Consider the following 23,127-nt stretch of genomic DNA (forward strand, 5'->3'; position numbering starts at 1 on the left):
TTGGTCTTCGGGCTCATCGCCGCAGCTCCAGTGTGCAGCACTTCACTCCGCCACCGCCGAGCAGCAGCTCCGACAGGTCGACGCCGATGGGGGTGTAGCCGCGCTCGCGCAGGGACTTCTCGAAGCCGGTGGCTCGCGACGCGATCACCACGTTCCGTCCATCGCTGAAGGAGTTGAGGCCGAGCACGGTCGCATCGGTGTCGCTCACGAGCACGGCGTCGGGGAAGCGGGTCTCGAGGATGCGGCGGCTCGCCTCGTCGAACGCAGCGGGAAGATAGGCGACACTCGCCGGGCCACCGTCGGAGTCGAGCACGGCCACCGCGGTGTCGAGGTGGTAGAAGCGCGGGTCGACGAGTCGCAGCGTCACGACCTCGCGGCCGAACACCTCCCCCGCCTCGGCGTGACTGTCGCTCGCGCTGCGGAACCCGGTGCCCGCGAGGATCACGTCGCCCACGAGAAGGAAGTCGCCCTCGCCCTCGTTGACCTCGCGCGGTTCGCGCACGTCGAACCCGTTCGCGCGGAACCAGTCCATGTACGCCGGTCCCTCGGGCTGGCGCTCCGGGTGCCAGAACCGCGCGCCGTAGGCCACGTTGTCGAGCACAAATCCACCGTTCGCCGCGTAGACCATGTCGGGGAGCCCATCGACGGGATCGATGAGGTGCACGTCGAAGCCGAGCCCGACGTAGGTGTCGTGCAGCGTCTGCCACTGGCGCACCGCGAGCGCGGTGTCGGTGGGGAGTTGCGGCTGCATCCACGGGTTGATGCGATAACTCACCGTGAAGTGCTCCGGTCGGCACATGAGCACGGTGCGCGGCGTGGCTACCCGCTCCTCCGTCGTCCGCTCGGAATCGAGAAGGGTGGATGGCATCGGAACTCCTTCGATAGTGATCCGGCACTCGTGCGAACGCACTGCGCCGGCGGCGCTCCGCATTCGCGAGCGCCGGACTGCCCAGGCGGACGGACTCGTGAGCCGCTGTGTCGACGCCGCCCTCAGTCTTCCACGCAGACATCCGAAGCTTCTTGCCGCCGGGCGCAATAATCCTGCGCATTGGGGTGGGGGCGCGCATTCGATCGCGTACGCTGGCGCGATGGACAGCCTGGACTCCCGCATCATCGACCACCTCCGGATCAACGCGCGGGCCGGGTACGGGGACATCGGCACCTCGATCGGGCTGAGCGCGAGCGCCGTGAAGCGCCGGGTCGACCGGTTGGTGGCCGACGGGGTGATCCGCGGCTTCACCATCCAGGTGGACCCCGCCGTGGAGGGACTCAGCACCGAGGCCTATGTGGAGCTGTTCTGCCGCGGCACGGTGTCGCCCGCGGAGCTGCGCCGCATCCTCTCGGCGGTGCCGGAGGTGGTGGATGCGGGAACGGTCACCGGCAGCGCCGACGCGATCGTGCGCATCCGTTCGCGCGACATCCCCAGCCTCGAGCTCGCGTTGGAGAAGGTGCGCCAGGCGCCCAACGTGGACCACACGCGAAGCGCGATCGTGCTGTCCCGGCTCATCGACCGGGTGCACGACTGACGCAGACCCGCGCGAATCGAAGCACCCAGCGTGAGGGGGGAGAATAGGGTGCGCGGCAGTGCGCGCGTGGACCGCCCGTCCGGGCGCTCGCTCGCGGGGAAACGCGCCGGGCCGGCCGCGTCGGTCGTGCGCCGACTCCCTCACCGACTTCAGCCTGACGACGGGATCCGGCCCGACCCGGTAACCGTCGTGCTCCCCTCCCCCTCCCCGTTCACCCCGCCCGCAGGAAGAAGATGCATGTCGCAGCTCGTTGAGGCGCCGAACCTCGAAGTGTCATCGGAGGCGCGCCGCCGCCGGACGTTCGCGGTGATCTCGCACCCGGACGCCGGCAAGTCGACCCTCACCGAGGCGCTGCTGCTGCACGCGCGGGCGATCACCACCGCCGGAGCGGTGCATGGCAAAGCGGGCCGCCGGGGCACCGTGTCCGACTACATGGCGATGGAACAGGCCCGCGGCATCTCCATCACATCGGCGGCCATCCAGTTCGAGTACGACGACACCGTGATCAACCTGGTGGACACCCCCGGTCACGCGGACTTCTCCGAGGACACGTTCCGCGTGCTGTCCGCCGTGGATGCTGCGGTCATGCTCGTCGACGCCAGCAAGGGTCTCGAGGCGCAGACCATGAAGCTCTTCCGGGTGTGCCAGCAGCGGGGTCTGCCCGTCATCACCGTCATCAACAAGTGGGATCGACCCGGCCTGTCCGCGCTGGAGCTCATGGACGAGATCCGCGACCGCACGGGCCTCGTCCCCACACCGCTGACCTGGCCGGTCGGTGAGGCGGGGGACTTCCGCGGTGTGCTCGACCGCCACACGCACGAGTTCATCCGTTTCACGCGCACACCGGGCGGCGCCACCGTATCGACCGCCGAACACCTTCCGGCCTCCGCGGCCGCCGCGGAGGAGGGCGACGCCTGGGTGACGGCCGCCGAGGAATCGGAGCTCCTCGCGGCCGAGGGCCAGATCCATGACCAGTCGACGTTCCTCGCCGGCACGACCACGCCGGTGCTGTTCAGTGCCGCCGTGCTGAACTTCGGCGTGCACCAGCTGCTCGACGTGCTCGTGCAGTCCGCTCCCCCGGCGGAGGCGCGGCCGGACAGCACCGGCCGCCGCCGCCCCGTGGACACGGAGTTCTCCGGCTTCGTCTTCAAGGTGCAGTCCGGCATGAGCGCGTCGCACCGCGACCACGTGGCCTTCGTGCGCGTCTGCTCCGGCCAGTTCCGCCGCGGGATGATCGTCACCCACGCGGCGACGGGTCGACCGTTCGCCACCAAGTACGCGCAACAGTTCTTCGGCGGCGACCGCGAGACGATCGACACCGCCTGGCCGGGAGACGTGGTCGGCCTCATCAACGCATCCGCCCTCCGCGTGGGCGACTCGCTCTTCGAGGGCGAACCGGTGGAGTATCCGCGCCTGCCGATGTTCTCCCCCGAGCACTTCCGGGTCGTGCGGGCCGCCAACAGCAGCAAGCACAAGCAGTTCCGGCGCGGCATCGAGCAGCTCGACCACGAGGGCGTCATCCAGGTGATGCGGTCCGAGCTCCGCGGCGACCAGGCGCCGATCCTCGGCGCGGTCGGGCCCATGCAGTTCGAGGTCGTGGAGGACCGCATGGCGAACGACTTCGGTTCCCCGATCCGCTTCGAGGAGCTGCCCTATCAGGTCGCCCGGATCACCACACCGGCGGATGCCGCGGTCCTCGAGAAGGAGCGGCAGGTCGAGGTGCTCACGCGTTCGGACGGGACCCTCCTCGCTCTCTTCAGCACCCAGTGGCGCCTTCAGGCCGTCACTCGCGCCCACCCCGACCTCGTCCTCCTGGACCTGGCCGACACCGGCGCCGCGAGCCCCCGCGCTAACGCCTGACCGGCGCCGAACCGAGCGGGGGAGAGCCCCGCGGACGAGCGTCCCGGTGGATGTCCGCCGAGTCTGCGAGGCGAACGAGTCCCCGCTCCGCACCGATCACGGTTGGATAACGAACGCGAGCCGGCGAACGGGACCGTCGGGCTCGGGACGCCATACTGTAACCGGTCTTAGTCCGATCCGATGGAGTGTCGTGAGCGAAACGAACGTGTGGCCGGCGGTCGCCGGAATCGCCTATGGCGGCGACTACAACCCCGAGCAGTGGCCCCGCGAGGTCTGGCGCGACGACGTCGCGCGCATGCGGGACGCGGGCGTGAACCTCGTCAGCGTGGGCATCTTCTCCTGGGCCCTTCTCGAGACGAGCGAGGGCTTGTTCGACTTCGCCTGGCTCGACGAGGTGATCGACCTCCTGCATGAGAACGGCATCGCCGTCGACCTCGGAACGCCCACGGCCTCCCCGCCCGCCTGGTTCTTCGCGGCGCATCCCGGCGCGCGGGTCCAGTCTCGGGACGGCACCGTGATGGGATTCGGGTCGCGCGGGATGGCGTCGCACTCATCGGAGGCCTACCGGACGGCGATCGTCCGCATCGCGGACGCACTGGCGCAGCGCTACGCCGATCATCCGGCCGTCGTGCTGTGGCACGTGCACAACGAATACGGCGCGCCTGTCGGCGAGGACTACTCCGAGCAGTCCGTGCAGGCCTTCCGCTCGTGGCTCTCCGCGCGCTACGGCTCGCTGGACGCCCTCAACGCCGCCTGGGGTACCGCGTTCTGGGGACAGCACTACACGACGTGGGATCACATCGGCGCTCCCGCGGCCACCCCGTCCGTGGCCAACCCGGCGCAGCGCCTCGACTTCGCCCGCTTCACCGACGCCAGGATGCGCGAGTGCTACGTGCTCGAGCGGGACGCGATCCGTGCCCATGCGGCGCAACCGATCACCACCAACTTCATGGCGAACCAGCACTGGGGCGTCAACCTGTGGGCTTGGGCCGCGGAGGTGGACGTTGTATCCAACGATCACTACCTCTGGGCGGCCGACCCGGAGGCCGAGATCGGTCTCGCGATCGCCGCCGACCTCACCCGCTCGCTCGCCGGCGGGAACCCCTGGATCTTGATGGAGCACTCCACCTCCGCCGTCAACTGGCAGGGGCGGAACATCGCGAAGCGCCCGGGCGAGATGGCACGGAACTCCCTGTCGCACTTCGGGCGCGGGGCGGATGCCATCCTCTTCTTCCAGTGGCGCGCCAGCCGCTCCGGGGCGGAGAAGTTTCACTCGGCCATGCTGCCGCACGCGGGAACCGAGTCGCGAGTGTGGCGCGAGGTCGTGGACCTCGGCGCGAAGCTCGACCGGTTGGCCGAGGTGCGCGACTCGCGGGTGACGGCCGACGTGGCGATCCTGTGGGACTTCGAGTCGTTCTGGGCGCAGGACCTCGAATGGCGCCCCTCCGACGACGTCAGTTCCCGCGAGCGCATCCGCGCCTACTACGAGCAGCTCTGGCGGGACGGGATCACGGTCGACTTCGCTCTGCCCTCCCACGATCTCTCCCGGTACGCGCTCGTGATCGCCCCGGCGCTGTACCTGCTCAGCACGGCTGACGCGGCGAACCTCACGCGCTACGTCGAGCGGGGCGGCACCCTGCTCGTCTCCTTCTTCTCCGGCATCGTCGACGAGAACGATCGCGTGCACGAGGGCGGCTTCGGCGCACCGCTCTCCCAGGCACTCGGCGTCCGCGTGGAGGAATTCCTCCCGCTGCGGGAGGGCGTCACCAGCACGCTGGCCTGGCAGGCGGACCCCGCTCAGAACCTTCCCGCCGACATCTGGCAGGAGGCCCTGGCGACGACCGGCGCCGAGATCCGTGCGACGTATGTCAACGGACCCGCGGCGGGAGGGCCGGCGATCACACGGCACCGACACGGCTCCGGAACGGGGTGGTACGTCAGTACCCGGGTGCAGAATACGGGCATGCGCACGCTGATGTCCGCGGTCTACGAGGACGCCGGGATCACGCCGAGCGACCTGCCGGAACGGTTCGAGGTCATCGTGCGCAGGAGCGCGGACGCGGATTTCGTCGTGGCCATCAACCACGGCGACGCGGCCGCTTCCCTCGCCGTGTCCGGCGTAGAACTCCTGACCGGTTCGGGGGTTTCCGACTCGCACGACGTGCCCGCCGGAGACGTCGCCGTCATCCGGACCACCGCCCCCTCGGGAGGTGAGCGCATCCTCCCCTGACACCTCCCGTCCACACTTCCGCCCGAACACAGACCACCACCCATCGAGTCGCAGCCTCTCCGGCTCGTCTCTCCACACTCATCCCCGGTCGTAACGGCGCGACTCGCCAGAGTCGAGCCCGGCCACTCTGGAAGGAACACCATGCGTAAGCACCTAGGACTCGGCGCACTCGCCGTGACATCCGCAATGCTCCTCGTCGGCTGCAGCAGCGGCGGCGGCGGCGGGACATCGGCACCTGAGGCGTCCGAGGGCGGCGGCACGGGCGGCAGCGGCGCCGAGATCGTCGTCTGGACCGACGCGGAACGCGAGCAGGCCATCGCCGACGCGGCCGTCGCATTCGAGGAGGAGACCGGCGCGACCGTCACCCTCGTCGCGAAGAACTTCGAGGACCTGCGGAACGACTTCCTGGCGCAGGTTCCGACCGGCGAGGGTCCCGACATCACCGTGGGTGCCCATGACTGGCTCGGCGCACTCGTCACGGCCGGTGTCGTCAACACCGTCGACCTCGGCGAGAAGGCTGCCAATTTCGAGCAGGTCGCGATCGATGCCATGACCTATGAGGGTCAGCTCTACGCGCTCCCCTACTCGCTCGAGGCGATGGCGCTGATCCAGAACACCGCGCTCGTCGGTGAAGAGGCGCCGGCCACCTGGGACGAGATGATACAGAAGGGCCTTGCGGCGGGTACGGAACGGCCGGTCGTGCTCAACACGGGATCCGAGGTCGGCGACGCGTACACGATGTACGGGCTCCAGACGTCGTTCGGCGCTCCCGTATTCGTGCAGGACGAGTCGGGTTCGTACACGAGCGAACTCGGCATGGGCGGGCCGGAGGGCGAGGCGTTCGCGCAGTGGCTGCACGGCAACGGCACCGCGGGAACCGGCTACATCCCGACGACGGTCAACTACGACATCAACATCGAGCTGTTCACCTCGGGCCAGACGCCGTACACGATCCAGGGCCCGTGGGCGATCAACGCCTTCGCCGATGCCGGGGTAGATGTCGCCGTGAACCCGATCCCGTCGGCCGGTGGCGAGACCGCCGCGCCGTTCGTCGGGGTGCAGGGCTTCTATCTCAGCTCGCAGAGTGAGAACGCGCTCCTCGCGACGGACTTCCTCGTGAACTACCTCGCTACGGAAGACGCCCAACGCGCCCTGTACGAGGCGGACCCGCGCATCCCGGCGTACTCGACGCTCGCCGAGGAGGTGGCGGAGGACCCGATCATCGCCGGCTTCCTGGCATCCGCGCAGAACGGTGTGCCGATGCCGAGCATCCCGGAGATGGGCTCTGTCTGGGAGTTCTGGAACTCCGCGCAGTCGCAGATCCTGAACGGTGCAGACCCGGTCAGCACCTGGAACAAGATGGTCACCGACGTCGAGGCAGAAGTCGGAGCCTGACCAGCACAACCCTGAGTAACACTCCTCCCGGGGCGGGACCGCGCGTCCCGCCCCGGGAGGGCTCTCGACCGGATCGATCGACACAGGAGACTCCATGACGGTGCAGGAAGACGCGCGATCGCGCAGCGCGACCCGGGGGGACGGGCCACCGGAGCGCGAATCGCACGCGCGCGGCTGGCGCGGACTCGGGTGGGGCTTTCTCGTGAAGCTGCTCCTGATGGCCCTCGTGAACGCCATCGGACTCAGCGTCATCCTCGGTGCCGTGCGTTCGGAATCGTGGTTCATCCTCGGTGCGGCGATCGTGCTGCTCGTGGCCACCGACGTCATCTACTTCACCAAGCGCGCGCTGCCGCTGAAGTACATGGCTCCCGGGCTCATCTTCCTGCTCGTGTTCCAGATCTTCAGCCTCGTGTACACCGGCTACGTGGCCTTCACGAACTACGGATCCGGACACTCCGGTTCACAGGCGCAGGCGGTCCAGGCCGCCCTCATTCAGGCGGAGCAGCGCGTGCCAGACTCCCCGAGCTATCCGCTCAGCGTGGTGAGCCGCGGTGACGAGCTCGGGTTCGCCATTGCCGACTCCGACGGCGACGTGCGGGTCGGCACTGAGCTCGAGCCGCTCTCCGTCCAACCGGACGCGGAGGTCGGCGGAGCCGGCGCGCCGACCGAGGTGCCCGGCTGGACGGTCATCCCCCGCGCGGAGGTGCTCACCGACACCGAACTCCAGCAGCGGGTGACCGCGCTCCGGGTCCCCGTCTCGGATGACCCGGAGGAAGGTTCGATCCGCACCCGTGACGGCACGAGCGGTGCGGTGTACCTGTCCTCGCTCGACTGGGATCCCGACACGGAGACTCTCACCGAGACCGCGACGGGCAAGGTCTACTCGGCGAGCGACCGCGGCAGCTTCGTCGCCGAAGACGGCAGCAGCCTGCCGGCCGGGTGGTCGGTGCCCGTCGGTTTCGAGAATTTCGTGCGGGCCTTCACCGATACGAACTACGCGGCGCCGCTGCTGCAGGTCACGGTCTGGACGTTCGCGTTCGCCATCCTGACCACGCTGTCGAGCTTCGGCCTCGGGCTCCTGCTCGCCATCATCTACAACGACTCGCGCGTCCGAGGCCGCAAGCTGATCCGCACGCTCTTCATCCTCCCCTACGCCTTCCCGGTGTTCATGTCCGCGCTGCTGTGGCGAGGGATGCTGAACCCGGAGTTCGGCATCGTCAACGACTTGCTCTTCTTCGGTGCCGATCTCAACTGGTTCCAGGACCCGACGCTCGCCCGCTTCGCGGTGCTGTGGGTGAACCTCTGGCTCAGTTTCCCGTACTGGTTCCTCGTGTGCACCGGAGCGCTGCAGGCGCTGCCCGCCGACACGCTCGAGGCGGCCGAGATCGATGGGGCGGGCAGATTCCGGCGGTTCCGCTCGATCATGCTTCCGCTGCTCCTGGTCTCCACTGCTCCGCTGGCCATCGCGTCCTTCGCCTTCAGCTTCAACAACTTCACCCTGATCTACCTCCTCACCGGCGGTGGTCCCAACTTCGCCGGCAGCACCTCACAACTGGGCGCCACCGACCTGCTGATCAACGCCGTCTATCAGATCTCCGGCGTCTCCGGCGGCTCCTCCGACTACGGTCTGGCGAGCGCCCTGTCGATCATCATCTTCATCGTGATCGGCGCCATCTCCGCCGTCGCATTCCGTCAGACCCGCAAGCTCGAGGAGATGCAATGATGTCCACGAATCCCGTGCTGTCGACGTCCACCGAACCGAAGCGCCCGTCGCCGGACATCCCGAGCCGGCCGAGCGTCTCCGATCGCTCCCGAGCGAGACGCGGTCGCTGGCTGGCCGAGGTCGGCTGGAAGTATCCGGTCGCGATCCTGATCGTCGCCTACGCCGTGTTCCCGCTGCTGTACGTGCTCTCCGCCGCACTGCGCCCCGGTGGCAGGCTCGCCGGAAGCAGCGCGCTGTTCAGCGCCCTCGACTTCGGCAATTTCGCCGCACTTCTCGAGACCCCGTACTGGAGGTGGGGCTTCAACAGCCTCGTCATCGCCGGAATCACGTCGATCGGCACCGTGCTGATGGGGGCCGCGGCGGCGTACGCGTTCTCGCGCTTCCGCTTCAGTGGCCGGCGGGCGAGTCTCACCGGTCTGCTGCTGATCCAGATGTTCCCGCAGACGGTCGCCTTCGTCGCCATCTTCCTCATGCTGCTGGCCCTCGGCGATGCGGTTCCCGCCCTCGCGATCAACTCGAAGATCGCGCTGATCTGCGTCTACCTTGGCGGCGCCCTGGGGGCGAACACCTTCCTCATGTACGGGTTCTTCAACTCGATCCCGAACGAGCTGGATGAGTCGGCGAAGATCGACGGCGCGAGCCACGCGCAGATCTTCTGGCGCATCATCATGCCGCTCGTCACTCCCGTGCTCGCCGTGGTGGGGCTGCTCGGCTTCATCAGCGCCTTCAACGAGTTCATTCTGGCCAGGATCGTCCTCGTGAGTCAGGGCAACTGGACCCTCGCGGTTGGCATGTACGCCTGGGTCTCCAACGAATTGAACTCCAACTGGGGCCTGTTCGCGGCCGGTGCGGTGATCGCATCCATCCCGCTGCTCGCACTGTTCCTGTCGCTGCAGCGGTACATCGTCGGCGGGCTCACCGCGGGCTCCGTGAAGGGCTGAACGCGGCGACCGCTGAAGGTTGACGAGGGCCTGCGACGAAGGCCTACGCGGATCCGCGGACGACGAGCGTGGTCGGCAGGGTGAGAGTCGCCGGTTGCTCGCCACCGATGATATCCATGAGCAGCCGGACCATCTCGATGCTGATGCGCTCGAACGGTTGACGGACGGTCGTGAGCTGCGGGTCGGTCGCGGTGGCGAAGTCGTTGTCGTCGAATCCGGCCACGGCTACATCGTCAGGCACGCGGAGCCCTGCCTCGAGGAGTGCATCGATCGCCCCCGCGGCCATCGCGTCGTTCGCGGCGAAGATGGCGTCGAACTCCCGCGTCCTCTCGAGCAGCGCGTGCGTCGCATGCGCGCCGCCGGCTCGCGAATAGTCGCCCCCGACGACGAGCCGTTCATCGAAACGGTCGCCGACCGCGCGCGAGTACGCCTCGAAGCGAGCGATGCCGCCGGGAGTGTCTGCGGGGCCGGTGATCGTCGCGATCCGCCGGTGTCCGCGCTCCAGAAGGTGCTCCATCACCTGTGTGGCCCCGAGCAGGTCATCGGCGGCGACGCTGCCGAGCCTGCCTTCGAAGTCCCCGACCGGCAGTCCGCACGACACCAGCGGCACCCCCGCGTCGACGAGTCTCTCGACCAGCGGCGTACCGCCCGCCGAGGTGAACGCGAGCAGGACGCCGTCGACGTGTCCGGCGGAGATGTAGGCGAAGGCGCGTGCCTGCTCCGCCGCATCACCCGCCATGATCAGCACGGAATGAACCTCCAGGGCCGCGAGGGCACGCGCCGTTCCCCGCACGAGGTGGGCGAAGTTCGGATCCTCGAACAGCACGTGCTGCGACTCGTTGAGCAGGAACGCCACCGTGTTCGACTTGCTCGTCGCGAGGTTCCGGGCGTGCGGGTTGACCCGGTACCCGGTCTTTCGGATCGCCTGCTCGACCGCGGTCCGCGCCTCGGGGCTCACCCAGTTCTTGCCGTTCAGCACCCGCGACACGGTTCCGCTCGATACGCCCGCGACGGTCGCGACGTCACGGATGGTCAATCGTTTGCGGCCGGTGCCCTGCACGCAGAAAGTCTAGGACGGCAGGGTGGCGGCCGCCCCTGTCCGTTGATCCCGGAACCGAAGGTGTCTCCGGACGGGCCCAGGGACCGGCCCCGGGCTACGGCCGCCGATCGGGCGCCGGGCCGGTCGACTGGCCGGGGACGAAGGTGCACATGACGAGCGCCTGGGGATGCTTCTCGCTGCGGCCCTCCAGCTGATCGAGCAACGCCTCCACACCCATCCGGCCGAGCTCGACGCCCGGCGCCGCCATGCAGGTCAGTTCCGGATCGGAGATCGCGGCCATGTCGCGGGACGACGCAATGGAGAGGATGGACATGTCGCGCGGCACGTGCAGCCCGCGATGGGTGAGTCCGCTGACGAAACCGAACGCGGCATGCTCGTTCATCACGATCACCGCGGTGGCGTCGGGTGCCCGCTCCAGCAACTCGCTCGCCGCGGCTCGGCCCGCGATCGGCGTCTCGTCGCAGGCGAGGGTCACCGGCGTCAGGCCGCGCGCGCGCATGACCTCGTCGAACGCGGCCTCGGTGCGGGCGACCGGTCCGTAGGCCTCCAGGGCCGAACTCCCCACACTCCCGTTCAGCAGGCAGATGGCGCGGTGACCGAGGTCGACGAGGTGATCCACCGCCGCGGCGGTGGTGTTCTCGAAGTCGATGTCCACGTAGGAGAGCGCGCTCGGGTCCCGCGTGCGGCCGATGAGCGCGAACGGCAAGTCCGACTGCCGCAGTCGCTCCACCCGCGGGTCGTCGAGTTGCACCTCCATCAGCAGCACCCCGTCCACCAGGCCCCCATCGACGAGTTCGGTCACCTCGGCGGCGTCATTGCTGATCGGCCAGAGCACGAGCGTGTACCCGTGCTCGCTCGCCGTCTGCGCGGCGCTCGTGAAGAAGTTGACGACGGTGCCGCTGAACCGATGCTGCAGCGCCGGATAGAGCAGCGCGATGATGCGGGTGCGTCGGCTGGCGAGGGCGCGGGCGACCGGATTGCGACGGAACTTCAACTCCTCCATCGCCTGCTCCACCCGCAACCGCGTGGCCGGCGCGACCGGCTTGGTGTTGTTGAGCGTGAACGACACGGTGGCGATGGAGACGTTCGCGAGCCGTGCGACATCGCGCATCGTGGCCATCGGGAACGCCTTTCTCGGGAGAACGACGCGCGCCGCACGTCTTTCGGACTCATTATCCCTTCTCGACCGCGCCGGTAAAGCGGTTAACTTTTCCTTGACAGGACCGGGGATGCGCGCGCAGACTCGGTGACACCCTCCCTGCAGTGCTCGCCGGCATCCGCCGGGCCACCGCTTCGCGGATGGATCAAACCGCTTAACCACAGCACTGCACCGCACCGCATCACCAGGCAAAGGAGCCCCCGTGAAGAAGACCAGACTGACCACCGTGCTGGCCATGGCAGCCGTAGCACCGTTCGCGTTGACCGCCTGCGCCGGCGGCGGAGGAGGTGGCGGCACCGGAGGAGGATCCGAGGGCGGAGACGTCAGCTCGCTCAGCATCCTGGACTACTACAACAACGAACCCGACAAGTCTCTGGTTCAGGAGACGCTCGACGCCTGCGCCACCGAACTCGGGGTGACGCTCGAGCGCGAGACCGTTCCCGGCAAGGACCTCATCCAGAAGGTCCTGCAGCGGTCCAGCTCGAAGACGCTGCCCGACGTGCTCATGCTCGACAACCCCGACGTTCAGGAGATCGCCGCGACGGGCGGGCTCTCCCCCCTGAGCGAGTACGACGTCGACACGTCGGGCTTCAGCGAGGGCATCCTCGAGGCCGCCACCTACGAGGGCGAAGTGTATGGACTCGCCCCCGCCGTCAACACCCTCGCCCTGTTCTACAACACCGAGGTGCTCGCCGCGGCCGGTATCGAGCCGCCCGAGACCTGGGAGGAGCTGAAGACCGCGGCCGCCGCGCTCACCACGGGTGAGCAGTACGGCCTGGCGCTGTCCGCCATCGCGACGTACGAGGGATCCTGGCAGTTCCTGCCGTTCATGTGGACCAACGGGGGCGACGAGACGGAGCTGGACTCCCCGGAGGTCGCCGAGGGTCTGCAGCTCTACAAGGACCTCCTCGACGAGGGCTCGATGTCGTCGAGCGTCATCAACTGGTCGCAGGGTGACGCGAAGGACCAGTTCGTCGCCGGCAAGGCGGCGATGATGATCAACGGACCGTGGCAGATCCCCAGCCTCAACGAGAACCCCGATGTGACCTGGGACGTCGTGCAGGTGCCGGTCAACGAGGAGGGACAGACTCCCGTCGCCCCGCTCGGTGGCGAGGTGTGGACCGTGCCCGTGACCGGTGATGACGCCCGGCAGGCGAAAGCCGCCGAGATGGTGGAGTGCATCAGCAGCGACGAGAACCAGCTCGCGCTCGCCGAGGCCCGCTACCTCGTGCCGACCCGCACCGAGCTCGCCGATGAATACGTCGAGCGCGTGCCGAGCATGGCCGCGTTCACCGAGCAGGTGGCCAACGCCCGCTCCCGCACCGGTCAGCTCGGTGAGGAGTGGCCCGAGGCGGCGACGACGATCTACACGGCGATCCAGCTCGTGCTGACCGGACAGGCCACACCGGAAGAGGCGTTCGAACAGGCCGCTCAGGGCTAGGACCGCCTCCGCACACCAGCAGGGTACTTCGACGATGGCGCCGAAAGGATCGAGAAACATGTCGACCACGATGAGTTCGACCGGTACGCCGGATGCGGGTCAGCCGCAGACCGACGAGCCACGTCGAAGTACCCCGCCCGCGCATCCGCGCCGCGGCCGCTTCTCCCGCGAGGCCGTCACCAAGGTGATGTTCGTGGTGCCTGCCGCGATCTACCTGGTGCTGTTCTTCGGGTACCCCGTCGTCAAGAACGTCACGATGAGCCTGCAGGAGTACACCACTCGTACCTTCTTCACGGGTGAGGCGCCCTGGGTGGGGCTCGCGAACTACGCCACGGTGGTGGGCAGCCAGCTGTTCGGGCCCGCGATGCTCAACACCGCGCTGTTCACGATCGGCTCGATTCTCGGGCAGTTCGTGATCGGCCTCGCCCTCGCGTCGTTCTTCAAGCGACGGTTCCCGTTGAACGGCTTCCTCCGCTCGATGCTGCTGTTGCCCTGGCTGCTGCCCCTCATCGTGGCGAGCGCGACCTGGCGGTCGATCCTCGACCAGGACAGCGGCATCCTGAACCGGTTCCTCGAGGGCGTCGGCCTCATCCAGGAACCGGTGCCCTGGCTGACCAGCCCGTCGGTCGCACTGATCGCCGTGATCCTCGTGAACATCTGGGTGGGCATCCCGTTCAACGTCACGCTGCTCTACAGCGGGTTGCAGGACATCCCCGAGGAGCTCTACGAGGCAGGCGCCATGGATGGTGCCACGGGGTGGAAAGCGTTCTGGCACATCACCTGGCCGAATCTGCGACCGGTGGTCAGCGTGGTCCTCGTGCTCGGGGTGGTGTACACGATCAAGGTGCTCGACATCATCCTCGGACTCACCAACGGCGGTCCGGCGAACTCGACCCAGACCCTCTCCATCCGTTCCTATCAGGAGTCGTTCGTGAACTTCGAGTTCGGGGTGGGCGCCGCGTACAGCAACATCCTCATCCTGATCTCCCTCCTCTTCGCCATCATCTACCTCCGCGCCAACCGCCGCGCGGTCGACGAGTAAGGGGCACGTCGTGACGACCGCAACCGCCACCGCCGCACACACCCTCGGCGCCCGCTCCGCACCCACCCCGCGGCGCCACCGCCACGCCGCCGCCACCCGCGGCATGTACACCGCACTCGGCGTGCTCTTCCTCGGGATCATGCTGTTCCCCATCTACTGGATGATCAACGCCTCCCTGCAGCCCTCGGGCAACACGCTCACGGCAGACTTCTTCCCCTGGAACCCCGATTTCGGCGGGTACGAGAAGGCGATCGCCGATCAGGGGGCGAATCTCGTGACGAGTCTCATCGTCTCGCTCGGGACGGTGGTGCTGAGTCTCGCGATCGCCGCTCCCGCCGCGTACGCCCTCGCTCAGTTCCGGTTCCGGTGGATCAACGGGGCGCTGCTCGCCATCCTGATCTCCCAGATGATCCCCGGCATCGTCATCGCCAACGCTCTGTACACCGCCTACAACGATCTGGGTCTGCTCAACTCGATCCCCGGTCTCATCCTCGCCGATGCCACCCATGCCATCCCGTTCGCGATCCTGATCCTGCGTGCGTTCATGGTCGGCATCCCGCCGTCCATCGTCGAGGCTGCACGGGTGGACGGTGCAGGCCTCGTGCGCGCCTTCGTGTCGATCGTCGTGCCGATCAGCCGCAACTCGATCATCACCGCCGCCCTGTTCGCGTTCCTCTTCTCGTGGAGCGACTTCCTCTTCGCGCTCACCCTCACGACGACGGATGAGGTGCGACCGGTCACCCTCGGTATCTACCAGTACCTCGGCACCCAGGTCGCGAACTGGAGCGCCGTCATGGCCACGGCGGTGCTGTCGTCGATCCCCGCGATCGTGCTGCTCGTGCTGGCCCAGAAGTACATCGCCGCCGGCGCGCTCGGCGGATCGATTAAGTAGCCTCGAACCCTCCTTCCCCATTCCCCACCCACCTTCAGTTAGGACAGTCATGTCGAACAGCAGCAGCCCCGACCGCCCCATCCGGGTCGTCGTCTGGGGCGAGAACCGGCACGAGCAGCACGAGCCGGAGGTGGCAGCGATCTACCCCGACGGCATGCACACCACCATCCGGGAGGGGATCGAGGAGAACCTGGGCTCCCGCGCCGAGGTGACCACGGTCACCCTCGACGACCCCGAGCACGGGTTGACCGAGGAGGTGCTGGCTCGCACCGACGTGCTGCTCTGGTGGGGACACGCCGCGCACGCCGAGGTGTCGGACGAGGTCGTGGAGCGGGTGCATCGGCACGTGCTCGCCGGCATGGGACTCCTCGTGCTGCACTCCGGGCACTGGTCGAAGATCTTCGGCAAGCTCATGGGCACGTCGTGCACCCTGCGCTGGCGCTCGGAGCGCGACCGCGAGATCGTCTGGACGGTCGACCCGACCCACCCGATCGCCCGCGGGATCCCGCACCCGTTCATCATTCCGGAGCAGGAGATGTACGGCGAGTTCTTCGACATCCCCGCGCCCGACGAGCTCGTCTTCCTCAGCACCTTCTCCGGAGGCGAGGTGTTCCGCAGCGGATGCACCTTCCGCCGCGGATTCGGCAAGATCTTCTTCTTCAGCCCGGGCGATCAGGACTACCCCGTCTACCACCACAAGGACGTGCGCCGGGTGCTCGCCAACGGCGTGGAGTGGGCGGTGACCGACCGCCCGGAGCGCACCGACCCGGTGCTGCTGCGCTACGAGCGCGAGGACTTCTACAACGGCAAGACCTACCAGGGGGCGATGGCCGATTGAGCGCGTTCACTGCGCTGACCGACACCACCTCGCCCGTTCGCGTGGTGCTGGTGGGGGCGGGCGGCATGGGCAAGCGATGGCTCGAGGTGCTGTCCGAGTCGCCCGACGTCGAATTGGTGGGGCTCGTCGACCTGAACCTCGACACCGCGGAGGCGGCGCGGGCGAACGCGGGACTGCCCACGCTGGAGATCGGATCGAGCCTCTCCGCCGTCGTATCGGCGACCGGCGCACAGGCCGTGGTGAACGTGACCATCCCGATCGCGCATCACCCGGTGAACGTGGAGGCGATGTCGGCCGGACTGCCCGTGCTCTGCGAGAAGCCGGTGGCGCCGACCGTGAGCCAGGGCCTCTCCCTCGCGGCGACCGCGGAGGTCACCGGACAGCTGCTGATGATCAGCCAGTCTCGGCGGTACTACCGCACGCTCGCCGAGTACCGCGACGCCGTGCGTGGGCTCGGCCGGGTGGGCATCCTGACGACGGAGTTCTTCAAGGCGCCGCACTTCGGCGGGTTCCGCGAGGAGATGGCGCACGTGCTGCTCGTCGACATGGCCATCCACGCCTTCGACGTGGCGCGGTACGTGCTCGACGCCGACCCGGTCTCGGTGTACTGCGAGGAGTTCAACCCGTCGTGGAGCTGGTACTCCCGGGATGCCGCGGCCACCGCGATCTTCGAGTTCGGCGACGGCACGCGCTACGTCTACACCGGCAACTGGTGCGCCGACGGGCTGGAGACCTCGTGGAACGGCACCTGGCGCGCGAACGGCGAGCACGGCACCGCCACGTGGGACGGTGAGACGTCGCCCGTGGTCGATCGCGTTCCCGACGCTCCGGCCGAGAACACGGTCGAGGCGGACGATTCGACCGCCACGCTCGAGGAGATCGAGGGCTCGCTCGCGGAGTTCGTCTCAGCCTTGCGCACGGGCATCGTTCCCTCCGGTGAGGTGCACTCCAACGTGTTCAGCCTCGCCATGGTGGAGGCGGCCGTGCGATCGGCGGAGACCGGCGAACGCGTGCGGGTGAGTGACGTGCTGGAGGCGGCATACCTGACAGCGGTCGCCGACGAGGCACGCGACGACGTGCGTGCGGCGCTCGAGGGATGGGGATCCGCCCGGAACGGCCTCGGCGGCTAGACGCAGTATGCCGGGGGGCGGGGCGGCGATCGACCATCACGTCCCCCGATCACCGATACCGACGACTGACCACTCCGGTACCCTCGGGCCATGGCAGCGAAGGGGCGGGCGCATCGGGCGAGGATCGGTCGGGCGTTGGTGAGCCCCGTTCTCCTGGCCGCCCTGCTGCTCGGCGCGAGCGGCTGCTACTCGGACGGGGACTACGGTCGACCGTCCGCCCCGTCGGCGGCTCCGCTCCCGGAGTCCCCGGCGGCGGGTTACGTCGTGGGAGACGAACTGCCGGAGGACGTCGCGGCGGAGTTGGTCGGGAACGTTCGCGTCGATGAGCGCGCGTACGAGACGCTCGACGGCACCGTGCTCCTCACCCGGCGCTACGAGCCGCTGCCGCCCGCGGTGCGTGACGATCTGCTCGAACGTGCCGCATTCGCCGCTCCCGCCCCGGGCATCGACGCGGATGCCGGCGCGCTCCGGGATCTCGAAGCGGCGATGACGTCGACGGGGAAGAACGTGATCACCGTGACGCGCACCTGCTTCGGGTCGGACACTGCCGGGGAGGGGCCGCAGGCGGAGGACGGGGAGGTTCCCGACGACTCGAACTGCATCTGGTACGCGAGTCGGGCCATGACGGAGCCGACGGCCACCTCCGAGGCTGCGGTCGCAGCATCCGAGGCGTGGGTCGCCGAGCAGGCGACACCCGGGCTCTACGAGGTGCTCGTCGTGCCCACGACGTTCTGGACGGTGACTCCCGGCTGACTGCTCCGGCACCGCTGGCTACAGTGTCGGTAGTGCCCAGCCTCGTTCGTATGTGTCCAGTGTCGTCCGGAGGATCGCTCACGTGAAGTTCAGGATCGACCCCGCATCCGCCGTGCCGCCGTTCGAGCAGGTCCGGCAGCAGGTTCTCGAGGCGGTGCGGACGGGTGAGCTCGTCGCCGGATCGAAGCTGCCGACGGTTCGGCAGCTCGCCGACGACCTCGGCATCGCCCCGAACACCGTGGCCCGCAGCTACCGGGAACTCGAGCGGGACGAGGTGATCGAGACCCGCGGACGCCAGGGGTCGTTCGTCGCCGCGACGGGCGACGCCGCACATCGGCAGGCGCAGGCGGCGGCATCCGCATACGCCGAGCGTATCCGGCAGCTGCATCTCCCGCCCGGGGAGGCGCTGGACCTCGTCCGTGCGGCGCTCGGCCTCCCTCGCGCGGACCGCGCCGACGGTCCCTGAGCCGGTCGAAGGGACGCTCCCTCAGCCGGATCCACGGTCCCCGAGCCCGTCGAAGGGACGCTCCCTCGGCCGGATCCACGGTCCCCGAGCCGCTAAGGGACGTTTCCTCAGCCGAATTCGTCTAGTGGCCGCTCACGTCGGAGTCGACTCCGGCGTCGGGGCCCTTCGACAGGGTGGCGATGTCGGCCATGTCCGACTCGGTCAGTTCGAAGTCGAACACGTCGATGTTCTGGGCGAGCCGATCGCGGTTCGTCGACTTGGGGATGGCCACGTTGCCGAGCTGCACGTGCCAGCGCAGCACCACCTGGGCGGGCGTCTTGCCGTACCGCTCGCCGATGGTGGCGAGCACGGGAGCGGAGAGCAGGTCGTCCCCGGCGCTGATCGGGCTCCACGCCTCGGTGAGGATGCCGTGTGCGGCGCCGTACGCCCGCTGCTCCTCGCGCACGATCTGCGGGCTCAGCTGGATCTGGTTGATGACCGGCGGCACCGTGGCCTCGGCGAGCAGACGGTCGAGGTGGGCGGGCTTGAAGTTCGAGACACCGATCGAGGTGGCCTTGCCCTGCTCGTGCAGCTTCTCGAAGGTCTTCCAGGTGCTGATGAACTCGTCGCGCTGCGGGAGCGGCCAGTGGATGAGCAGCAGGTCCACATGGTCGACGCCGAGTCGTTCGAGCGACTCGTCGAGACCCTGGATCGCGCGATCGGCGCCCTGGTACGCGCCGTCGAGCTTGGTGGTGAGGAAGAGCTCGTCGCGCGAAATACCGCTGCGGCGGATCCCCTCCCCCACACCCTTCTCGTTCCCGTACTTGACCGCCGTGTCGATGTGTCGGTAGCCGGCTTCGACGGCCAGGACGATAGCGTCTGTCACCTCCGAATCGGTCAGCGGCGAGGTGCCGAGACCGATCTGAGGAATGCTCGCGCCGTTGCTGAGAGGAAGGGAGGGGATGTGTGCGCTCATCCTCTTATCCAAGCACGGCACATCCTCATGCGACCGGGCGATGTCGCGTCCGGTCGCCACCCGTCAGATCACCGCGTCGGAAAAGCCGTCGGGGTTGCCGAACCGATGCGCGGTGATGCTCACGGCCTGCTCGTGCAGGAACGGCAGCAGTTCCAGGCGACCCGCCGCCGTGACCTCCCCGCCGTAGATCGCCACATCCGGTGCCCCGCGGAGCGCGCTCGCGAGCGCGGACGCGTTCCCGCCGACGAGTCGCACGCGGTCGGCTCCGAGCTCCCCGGCCGCGGCCCGCCTCACCCACTCCTCGTCGGACTCGAGCTCGACCGGCACGTCGCGCACGTCCAGCACGTCGAGCACCCGCTGGGGCAGCGGCATGACCGTGCTCACCCGAACAGATGCCCGGGCCAGGGTCGCTGCGGCGAGCACGCGGATGAGATCGGCGAGTCGACCGCCCGCACCGAGCCGAACGGTGACCGGAACGCTCAGGTAGCGGAAGAGGTTGCGCTCCACGCCGAGCTGCTGCACGTCGCGCACGGCACCGAACTCCTCCTGCCACGCGACCGCGTCGCTCAGCGCAGACCGGCGCACGACATCGAAGTCGACGTAGTCGAGCGACGGCTGCGCGGCCTCGATCAGTTCGGTCACCCGCGGGGCGAGTCCGCGGAGGTGGAGCGTCTCGCTGTTCCGTCCGGTGTCAGTGCGCCAGGTGCCGAGGCCGTACAGGTAGTTCGGGCCACCCGCCTTGCCGCCGGTGCCGACCGACGACCGCTTCCAGCCGCCGAAGGGCTGACGCTGCACGATCGCTCCGGTGATGCTGCGGTTCACATACAGGTTGCCCGCCTCCACCCGGTCGAGCCAGAACCCGAGCTCCGTGGCGTCCAGCGAGTGCAGGCCGGCGGTGAGCCCGTAGGCCACCGCGTTCTGCAGATCGATCGCCTCCGTGAGAGTGCGGGCGTGCATGATGCCGAGCACCGGACCGAAGAACTCGGTGCGGTGGAAGTACGAGCCGGCCCGCACACCGCTGCGCACGCCGGGCGACCAGAGCCGACCGGTGTCATCGAGTTGCTTCGGCTCCACCAGCCAGCTCTCGCCGCCACCGAGTGAGGTGAGCGCGTGCTTCAGCTTGCCCGACGCCGGCTCGATGATCGGACCCATCTGGGTTGCGGGATCATCGGGGTAGCCCACGGTGAGCGTCTGCACGGCGTCGATCAACTGCGTCCGGAACCGCTTCGACCGGGCCACCGACCCGACGAGGATGACGAGGCTGGCCGCCGAGCACTTCTGTCCGGCGTGGCCGAATGCCGAGCGCACCACGTCCGCCACGGCGAGGTCGATGTCCGCGCTCGGCGTGACCACGATGGCGTTCTTGCCGCTGGTCTCGGCCAGTAGAGGCAGGTCGGTGCGCCACGATCGGAAGAGCTCGGCGGTCTCGTACGCACCGGTGAGGATCACCCGATCGACGAGCGGCGAGGACACGAGGTCCTTTCCGAGCTCCGATTCGCTCGCGTGCGCGAGGGCGAGCACGTCCCGAGGTACCCCGGCCTGCCACAGCGCCTCGGCCAGCACGCTGCCGCTCCGCTGCGCCTGTACGGCGGGCTTCAGGATGACGGCGCTGCCGGCGGCGAGCGCCGCGAGCACGGATCCGGCCGGGATGGCGACGGGGAAGTTCCAGGGCGGGGTGACGACGGTGAGGCGGGCGGGCTCGAAGGTCGCGCCCTGCACCCGCTCGAGATCGAGCGCGCGATCGGCGTAGTAATTCGCGAAGTCGATCGCCTCGCTCACCTCGGGGTCGCCCTCGGCGATGGTCTTCCCCGTCTCGCTCGCCATGACCTCGATCAGCGCGGCGCGGTTGGCCTCGAGGGCTGCGGCGGCGGCGCGGAGCACCGCGGCGCGGTCCGCCGCGGGACGAGCACCCCAGCGCGCACCGGCCGCGACGGTGTCCTCGATCAACCGGGTCAGCTCGTGCGGCTCCGACACGGTCGCCGCAGCCACCGCATCCCGACCGAGCGTCGACCCGGGGACGCGGCCGAGGATCGCCCGCCCCCACTCGCGGTTCGCGGCGAGCGCGGGATCGGTGTCGGGGGCGTTCCGGAAGGTGTCGGGGCGGCGCAGGGGATCGCCGTCGGAACGCGATCCCCGGGTGAGCCCGAGCACCGCGCCGGTGAGCGACGGGTCCCCGCCCGCGGTTCCCGAGCCTGTCGCGGTCCCCGACCCTGTCGCGGTCCCCGAGCCGCTCCCGGGCTCCGGCGCTGCGGGCACCTCCGGCACCGACACCGGCATCCGCCGGTCCTGGGTGCGACGGGGTACCGGCGCGGTGCCCTGCACGTCGGCGAGACTCCGCAGGAACCGCTCCTGCTCGCGTGCGAACAGGGTCTCGTCGGTCGAGAGCTCGAACACCGCCGACATGAAGTTCTCCGAGCTGGCGTTCTCCTCCAGCCGACGCACGAGGTAGGAGATGGCCACGTCGAACTCCCCGGGGTGCACGACGGGCGTGTAGAGCAGCAACCCCCCGACCTCGCGCCGCACCGCGTCGGCCTGCCCCGTGGCCATGCCGAGCAGCATCTCGAAGTCGATCCGGTCGCGCACTCCCCGCTCCCCCGCCAGCAACCAGGCGTACGCCACGTCGAACAGGTTGTGCCCGGCCACGCCGATGTGCACCGCATCGGTGCGCTCGGGTGTGAGGGCGTAGTCGAGAACCCGCTTGTAGTTGGCGTCGGTCTGCTGCTTGGTGTCGTACGGCGCGGCCGGCCAGCCGTGGATGGCGGCGTCGACGTGCTCCATGGCGAGGTTCGCGCCCTTCACCACGCGCACCTTCACCGGCGCCCCACCGCGGGCGCGACGACGCAGCGCCCACTGCGTGATGCCGGCGAGGGCGTCGAGCGCGTCGGGCAGATACGTCTGCAGCACGATCCCGGCCTCGAGGTGCAGCAGTTCGGGGGCATCGAGGATGCGCTCGAACACCGCGATGGTGAGGTGGAGGTCCTTGTACTCCTCCATGTCGAGGTTGATGAACTTCGGCGTCGGCGACGTCGCCGCGAACTCGTAGAGCGGGGTGAGTCGCGTCACGATCCTGTCGACCGCCTCGTCGAACGCCCACATCGAGAGCTGGCTCACGATCGACGACACCTTGACCGATACGTAGTCCACATCATCGCGCTCGAGGAGCCGTCGGGTGCCGGCCAGTCGGCGTTCCGCCTCGGCGTCCCCGAGAACCGCCTCACCCAGCAGGTTGAGGTTCAGGCGCGCGCCGTTCTCCCGCAGCTTTTCGATCGCCGGTCCGAGCTTGTCGGGCGTGGCATCGACGAGCAGGTGTCCGACGGTGCGGCGGAGCACCTTCCGGGCGGTCGGCACCACGACCCCGGGCACCACCGGACCGACCGCGCCGCCGAGCAGCACCGCTCCGCGCATGTACCAGGGCAGGAATCGCGGTACCCGTCCCGCGACGCCGGACAGGCTGTTGCCCGCTACGAACAGGTCGTCGGGGCGAACCACCCGGTCCACGAAGCCGAGCGTGAAGTCGAGGCCGTTCGGGTCCTTCAACACCCCGGCGAGTTGGGCGGCGGCCGCGTCCGTGGGGTATTCGCCGCTCTCGGCGAGCCACCTCCGCACGAGCGCGATCGCATCGTCGGCGAGGTTCCCGGGGCGCGTCGATGTCGCAGCGGTTGGGTTAGGCATGAAGGGAGACTATGCCTTCCGCCCGGAGAATTGCTCCGCGCGAC

Annotated in this window: 18 protein-coding genes; 13 read left to right on the top strand and 5 right to left on the bottom strand. The window is 68.8% G+C overall.

Annotation, left to right across the window (positions count from 1 at the left end):
- Positions 1–13: 13 nt before the first annotated feature.
- Positions 14–868 carry a dimethylargininase gene (gene ddaH, locus EY822_RS04980; RefSeq protein ID WP_150307263.1) on the bottom strand — a complete coding sequence of 285 codons (855 nt, stop codon included), beginning with the start codon at positions 866–868 and terminating at the stop codon, positions 14–16.
- A 220-nt stretch (positions 869–1,088) separates the two neighbouring features.
- Between ddaH and EY822_RS04985 the strand changes: the two genes are divergently transcribed.
- The 6 genes from EY822_RS04985 (at position 1,089) to EY822_RS05010 (ending at position 9,675) form a co-directional block, all read left to right on the top strand.
- Positions 1,089–1,526, top strand: coding sequence for an Lrp/AsnC family transcriptional regulator (locus tag EY822_RS04985; RefSeq protein WP_150307264.1), 438 nt, complete (start codon positions 1,089–1,091; stop codon positions 1,524–1,526).
- A 237-nt stretch (positions 1,527–1,763) separates the two neighbouring features.
- Positions 1,764–3,386, top strand: a complete 1,623-nt coding sequence (locus tag EY822_RS04990) for a peptide chain release factor 3 (RefSeq protein ID WP_150307265.1) — start codon at positions 1,764–1,766, stop codon at positions 3,384–3,386.
- Positions 3,387–3,576: 190 nt separating this feature from the next.
- A complete protein-coding gene (locus EY822_RS04995; protein ID WP_150307266.1) occupies positions 3,577–5,616 on the top strand; it encodes a beta-galactosidase in 2,040 nt (679 codons plus the stop codon).
- 141 nt (positions 5,617–5,757) lie between these two features.
- A complete protein-coding gene (locus EY822_RS05000; protein WP_150307267.1) occupies positions 5,758–7,011 on the top strand; it encodes a sugar ABC transporter substrate-binding protein in 1,254 nt (417 codons plus the stop codon).
- A gap of 94 nt (positions 7,012–7,105) precedes the next feature.
- Positions 7,106–8,734, top strand: a complete 1,629-nt coding sequence (locus EY822_RS05005; protein WP_150307268.1) for an ABC transporter permease subunit — start codon at positions 7,106–7,108, stop codon at positions 8,732–8,734.
- Positions 8,734–9,675 carry a sugar ABC transporter permease gene (locus EY822_RS05010; protein ID WP_406609982.1) on the top strand — a complete coding sequence of 314 codons (942 nt, stop codon included), beginning with the start codon at positions 8,734–8,736 and terminating at the stop codon, positions 9,673–9,675. Before EY822_RS05005 ends, EY822_RS05010 begins: the two co-directional genes overlap by 1 nt.
- A 43-nt stretch (positions 9,676–9,718) precedes the next feature.
- On the opposite strand, the gene EY822_RS05015 is transcribed toward EY822_RS05010, so the two are convergent.
- Positions 9,719–10,735 (bottom strand): LacI family DNA-binding transcriptional regulator, encoded by a 1,017-nt coding sequence (locus EY822_RS05015; protein ID WP_150307270.1) that lies wholly within the window; start codon positions 10,733–10,735, stop codon positions 9,719–9,721.
- A gap of 94 nt (positions 10,736–10,829) precedes the next feature.
- Complete coding sequence (locus EY822_RS05020; protein WP_227497037.1) at positions 10,830–11,855, bottom strand: LacI family DNA-binding transcriptional regulator; 1,026 nt, start codon at positions 11,853–11,855, stop codon at positions 10,830–10,832.
- A 274-nt stretch (positions 11,856–12,129) separates the two neighbouring features.
- Here EY822_RS05020 and EY822_RS05025 point away from each other — a divergent pair, with 274 nt between their 5' ends.
- From EY822_RS05025 to EY822_RS05055, 7 genes are all read left to right on the top strand, one after another.
- The gene (locus tag EY822_RS05025; protein WP_150308765.1) at positions 12,130–13,335 is read left to right on the top strand and encodes a sugar ABC transporter substrate-binding protein; all 1,206 of its coding nucleotides are present in this window, start codon (positions 12,130–12,132) and stop codon (positions 13,333–13,335) included.
- 187 nt (positions 13,336–13,522) lie between these two features.
- Positions 13,523–14,377 carry a carbohydrate ABC transporter permease gene (locus EY822_RS05030; protein WP_227497306.1) on the top strand — a complete coding sequence of 285 codons (855 nt, stop codon included), beginning with the start codon at positions 13,523–13,525 and terminating at the stop codon, positions 14,375–14,377.
- Positions 14,378–14,480: 103 nt separating this feature from the next.
- Positions 14,481–15,269, top strand: a complete 789-nt coding sequence (locus tag EY822_RS05035; protein WP_150308767.1) for a carbohydrate ABC transporter permease — start codon at positions 14,481–14,483, stop codon at positions 15,267–15,269.
- Between the two features lie 49 nt (positions 15,270–15,318).
- A complete protein-coding gene (locus tag EY822_RS05040) occupies positions 15,319–16,107 on the top strand; it encodes a ThuA domain-containing protein (protein ID WP_150307271.1) in 789 nt (262 codons plus the stop codon).
- Positions 16,104–17,237 (top strand): Gfo/Idh/MocA family protein, encoded by a 1,134-nt coding sequence (locus EY822_RS05045; RefSeq protein ID WP_227497038.1) that lies wholly within the window; start codon positions 16,104–16,106, stop codon positions 17,235–17,237. Before EY822_RS05040 ends, EY822_RS05045 begins: the two co-directional genes overlap by 4 nt.
- Before the next feature lie 90 nt (positions 17,238–17,327).
- Positions 17,328–17,990 (top strand): hypothetical protein, encoded by a 663-nt coding sequence (locus EY822_RS15325; RefSeq protein ID WP_227497039.1) that lies wholly within the window; start codon positions 17,328–17,330, stop codon positions 17,988–17,990.
- A gap of 82 nt (positions 17,991–18,072) precedes the next feature.
- On the top strand, positions 18,073–18,456 hold the full coding sequence (locus EY822_RS05055; protein WP_150307272.1) for a GntR family transcriptional regulator: 384 nt from the start codon (positions 18,073–18,075) through the stop codon (positions 18,454–18,456).
- 121 nt (positions 18,457–18,577) lie between these two features.
- Here EY822_RS05055 and EY822_RS05060 read toward each other — a convergent pair whose 3' ends face one another.
- Positions 18,578–19,411 (bottom strand): aldo/keto reductase, encoded by an 834-nt coding sequence (locus tag EY822_RS05060; protein WP_150307273.1) that lies wholly within the window; start codon positions 19,409–19,411, stop codon positions 18,578–18,580.
- Positions 19,412–19,474: 63 nt separating this feature from the next.
- The gene (locus EY822_RS05065) at positions 19,475–23,083 is read right to left on the bottom strand and encodes a proline dehydrogenase family protein (protein WP_150307274.1); all 3,609 of its coding nucleotides are present in this window, start codon (positions 23,081–23,083) and stop codon (positions 19,475–19,477) included.
- Positions 23,084–23,127 lie beyond the last annotated feature (44 nt).

The organism is Planctomonas psychrotolerans (assembly GCF_008642235.1).
Lineage (GTDB): Bacteria > Actinomycetota > Actinomycetes > Actinomycetales > Microbacteriaceae > Planctomonas > Planctomonas psychrotolerans.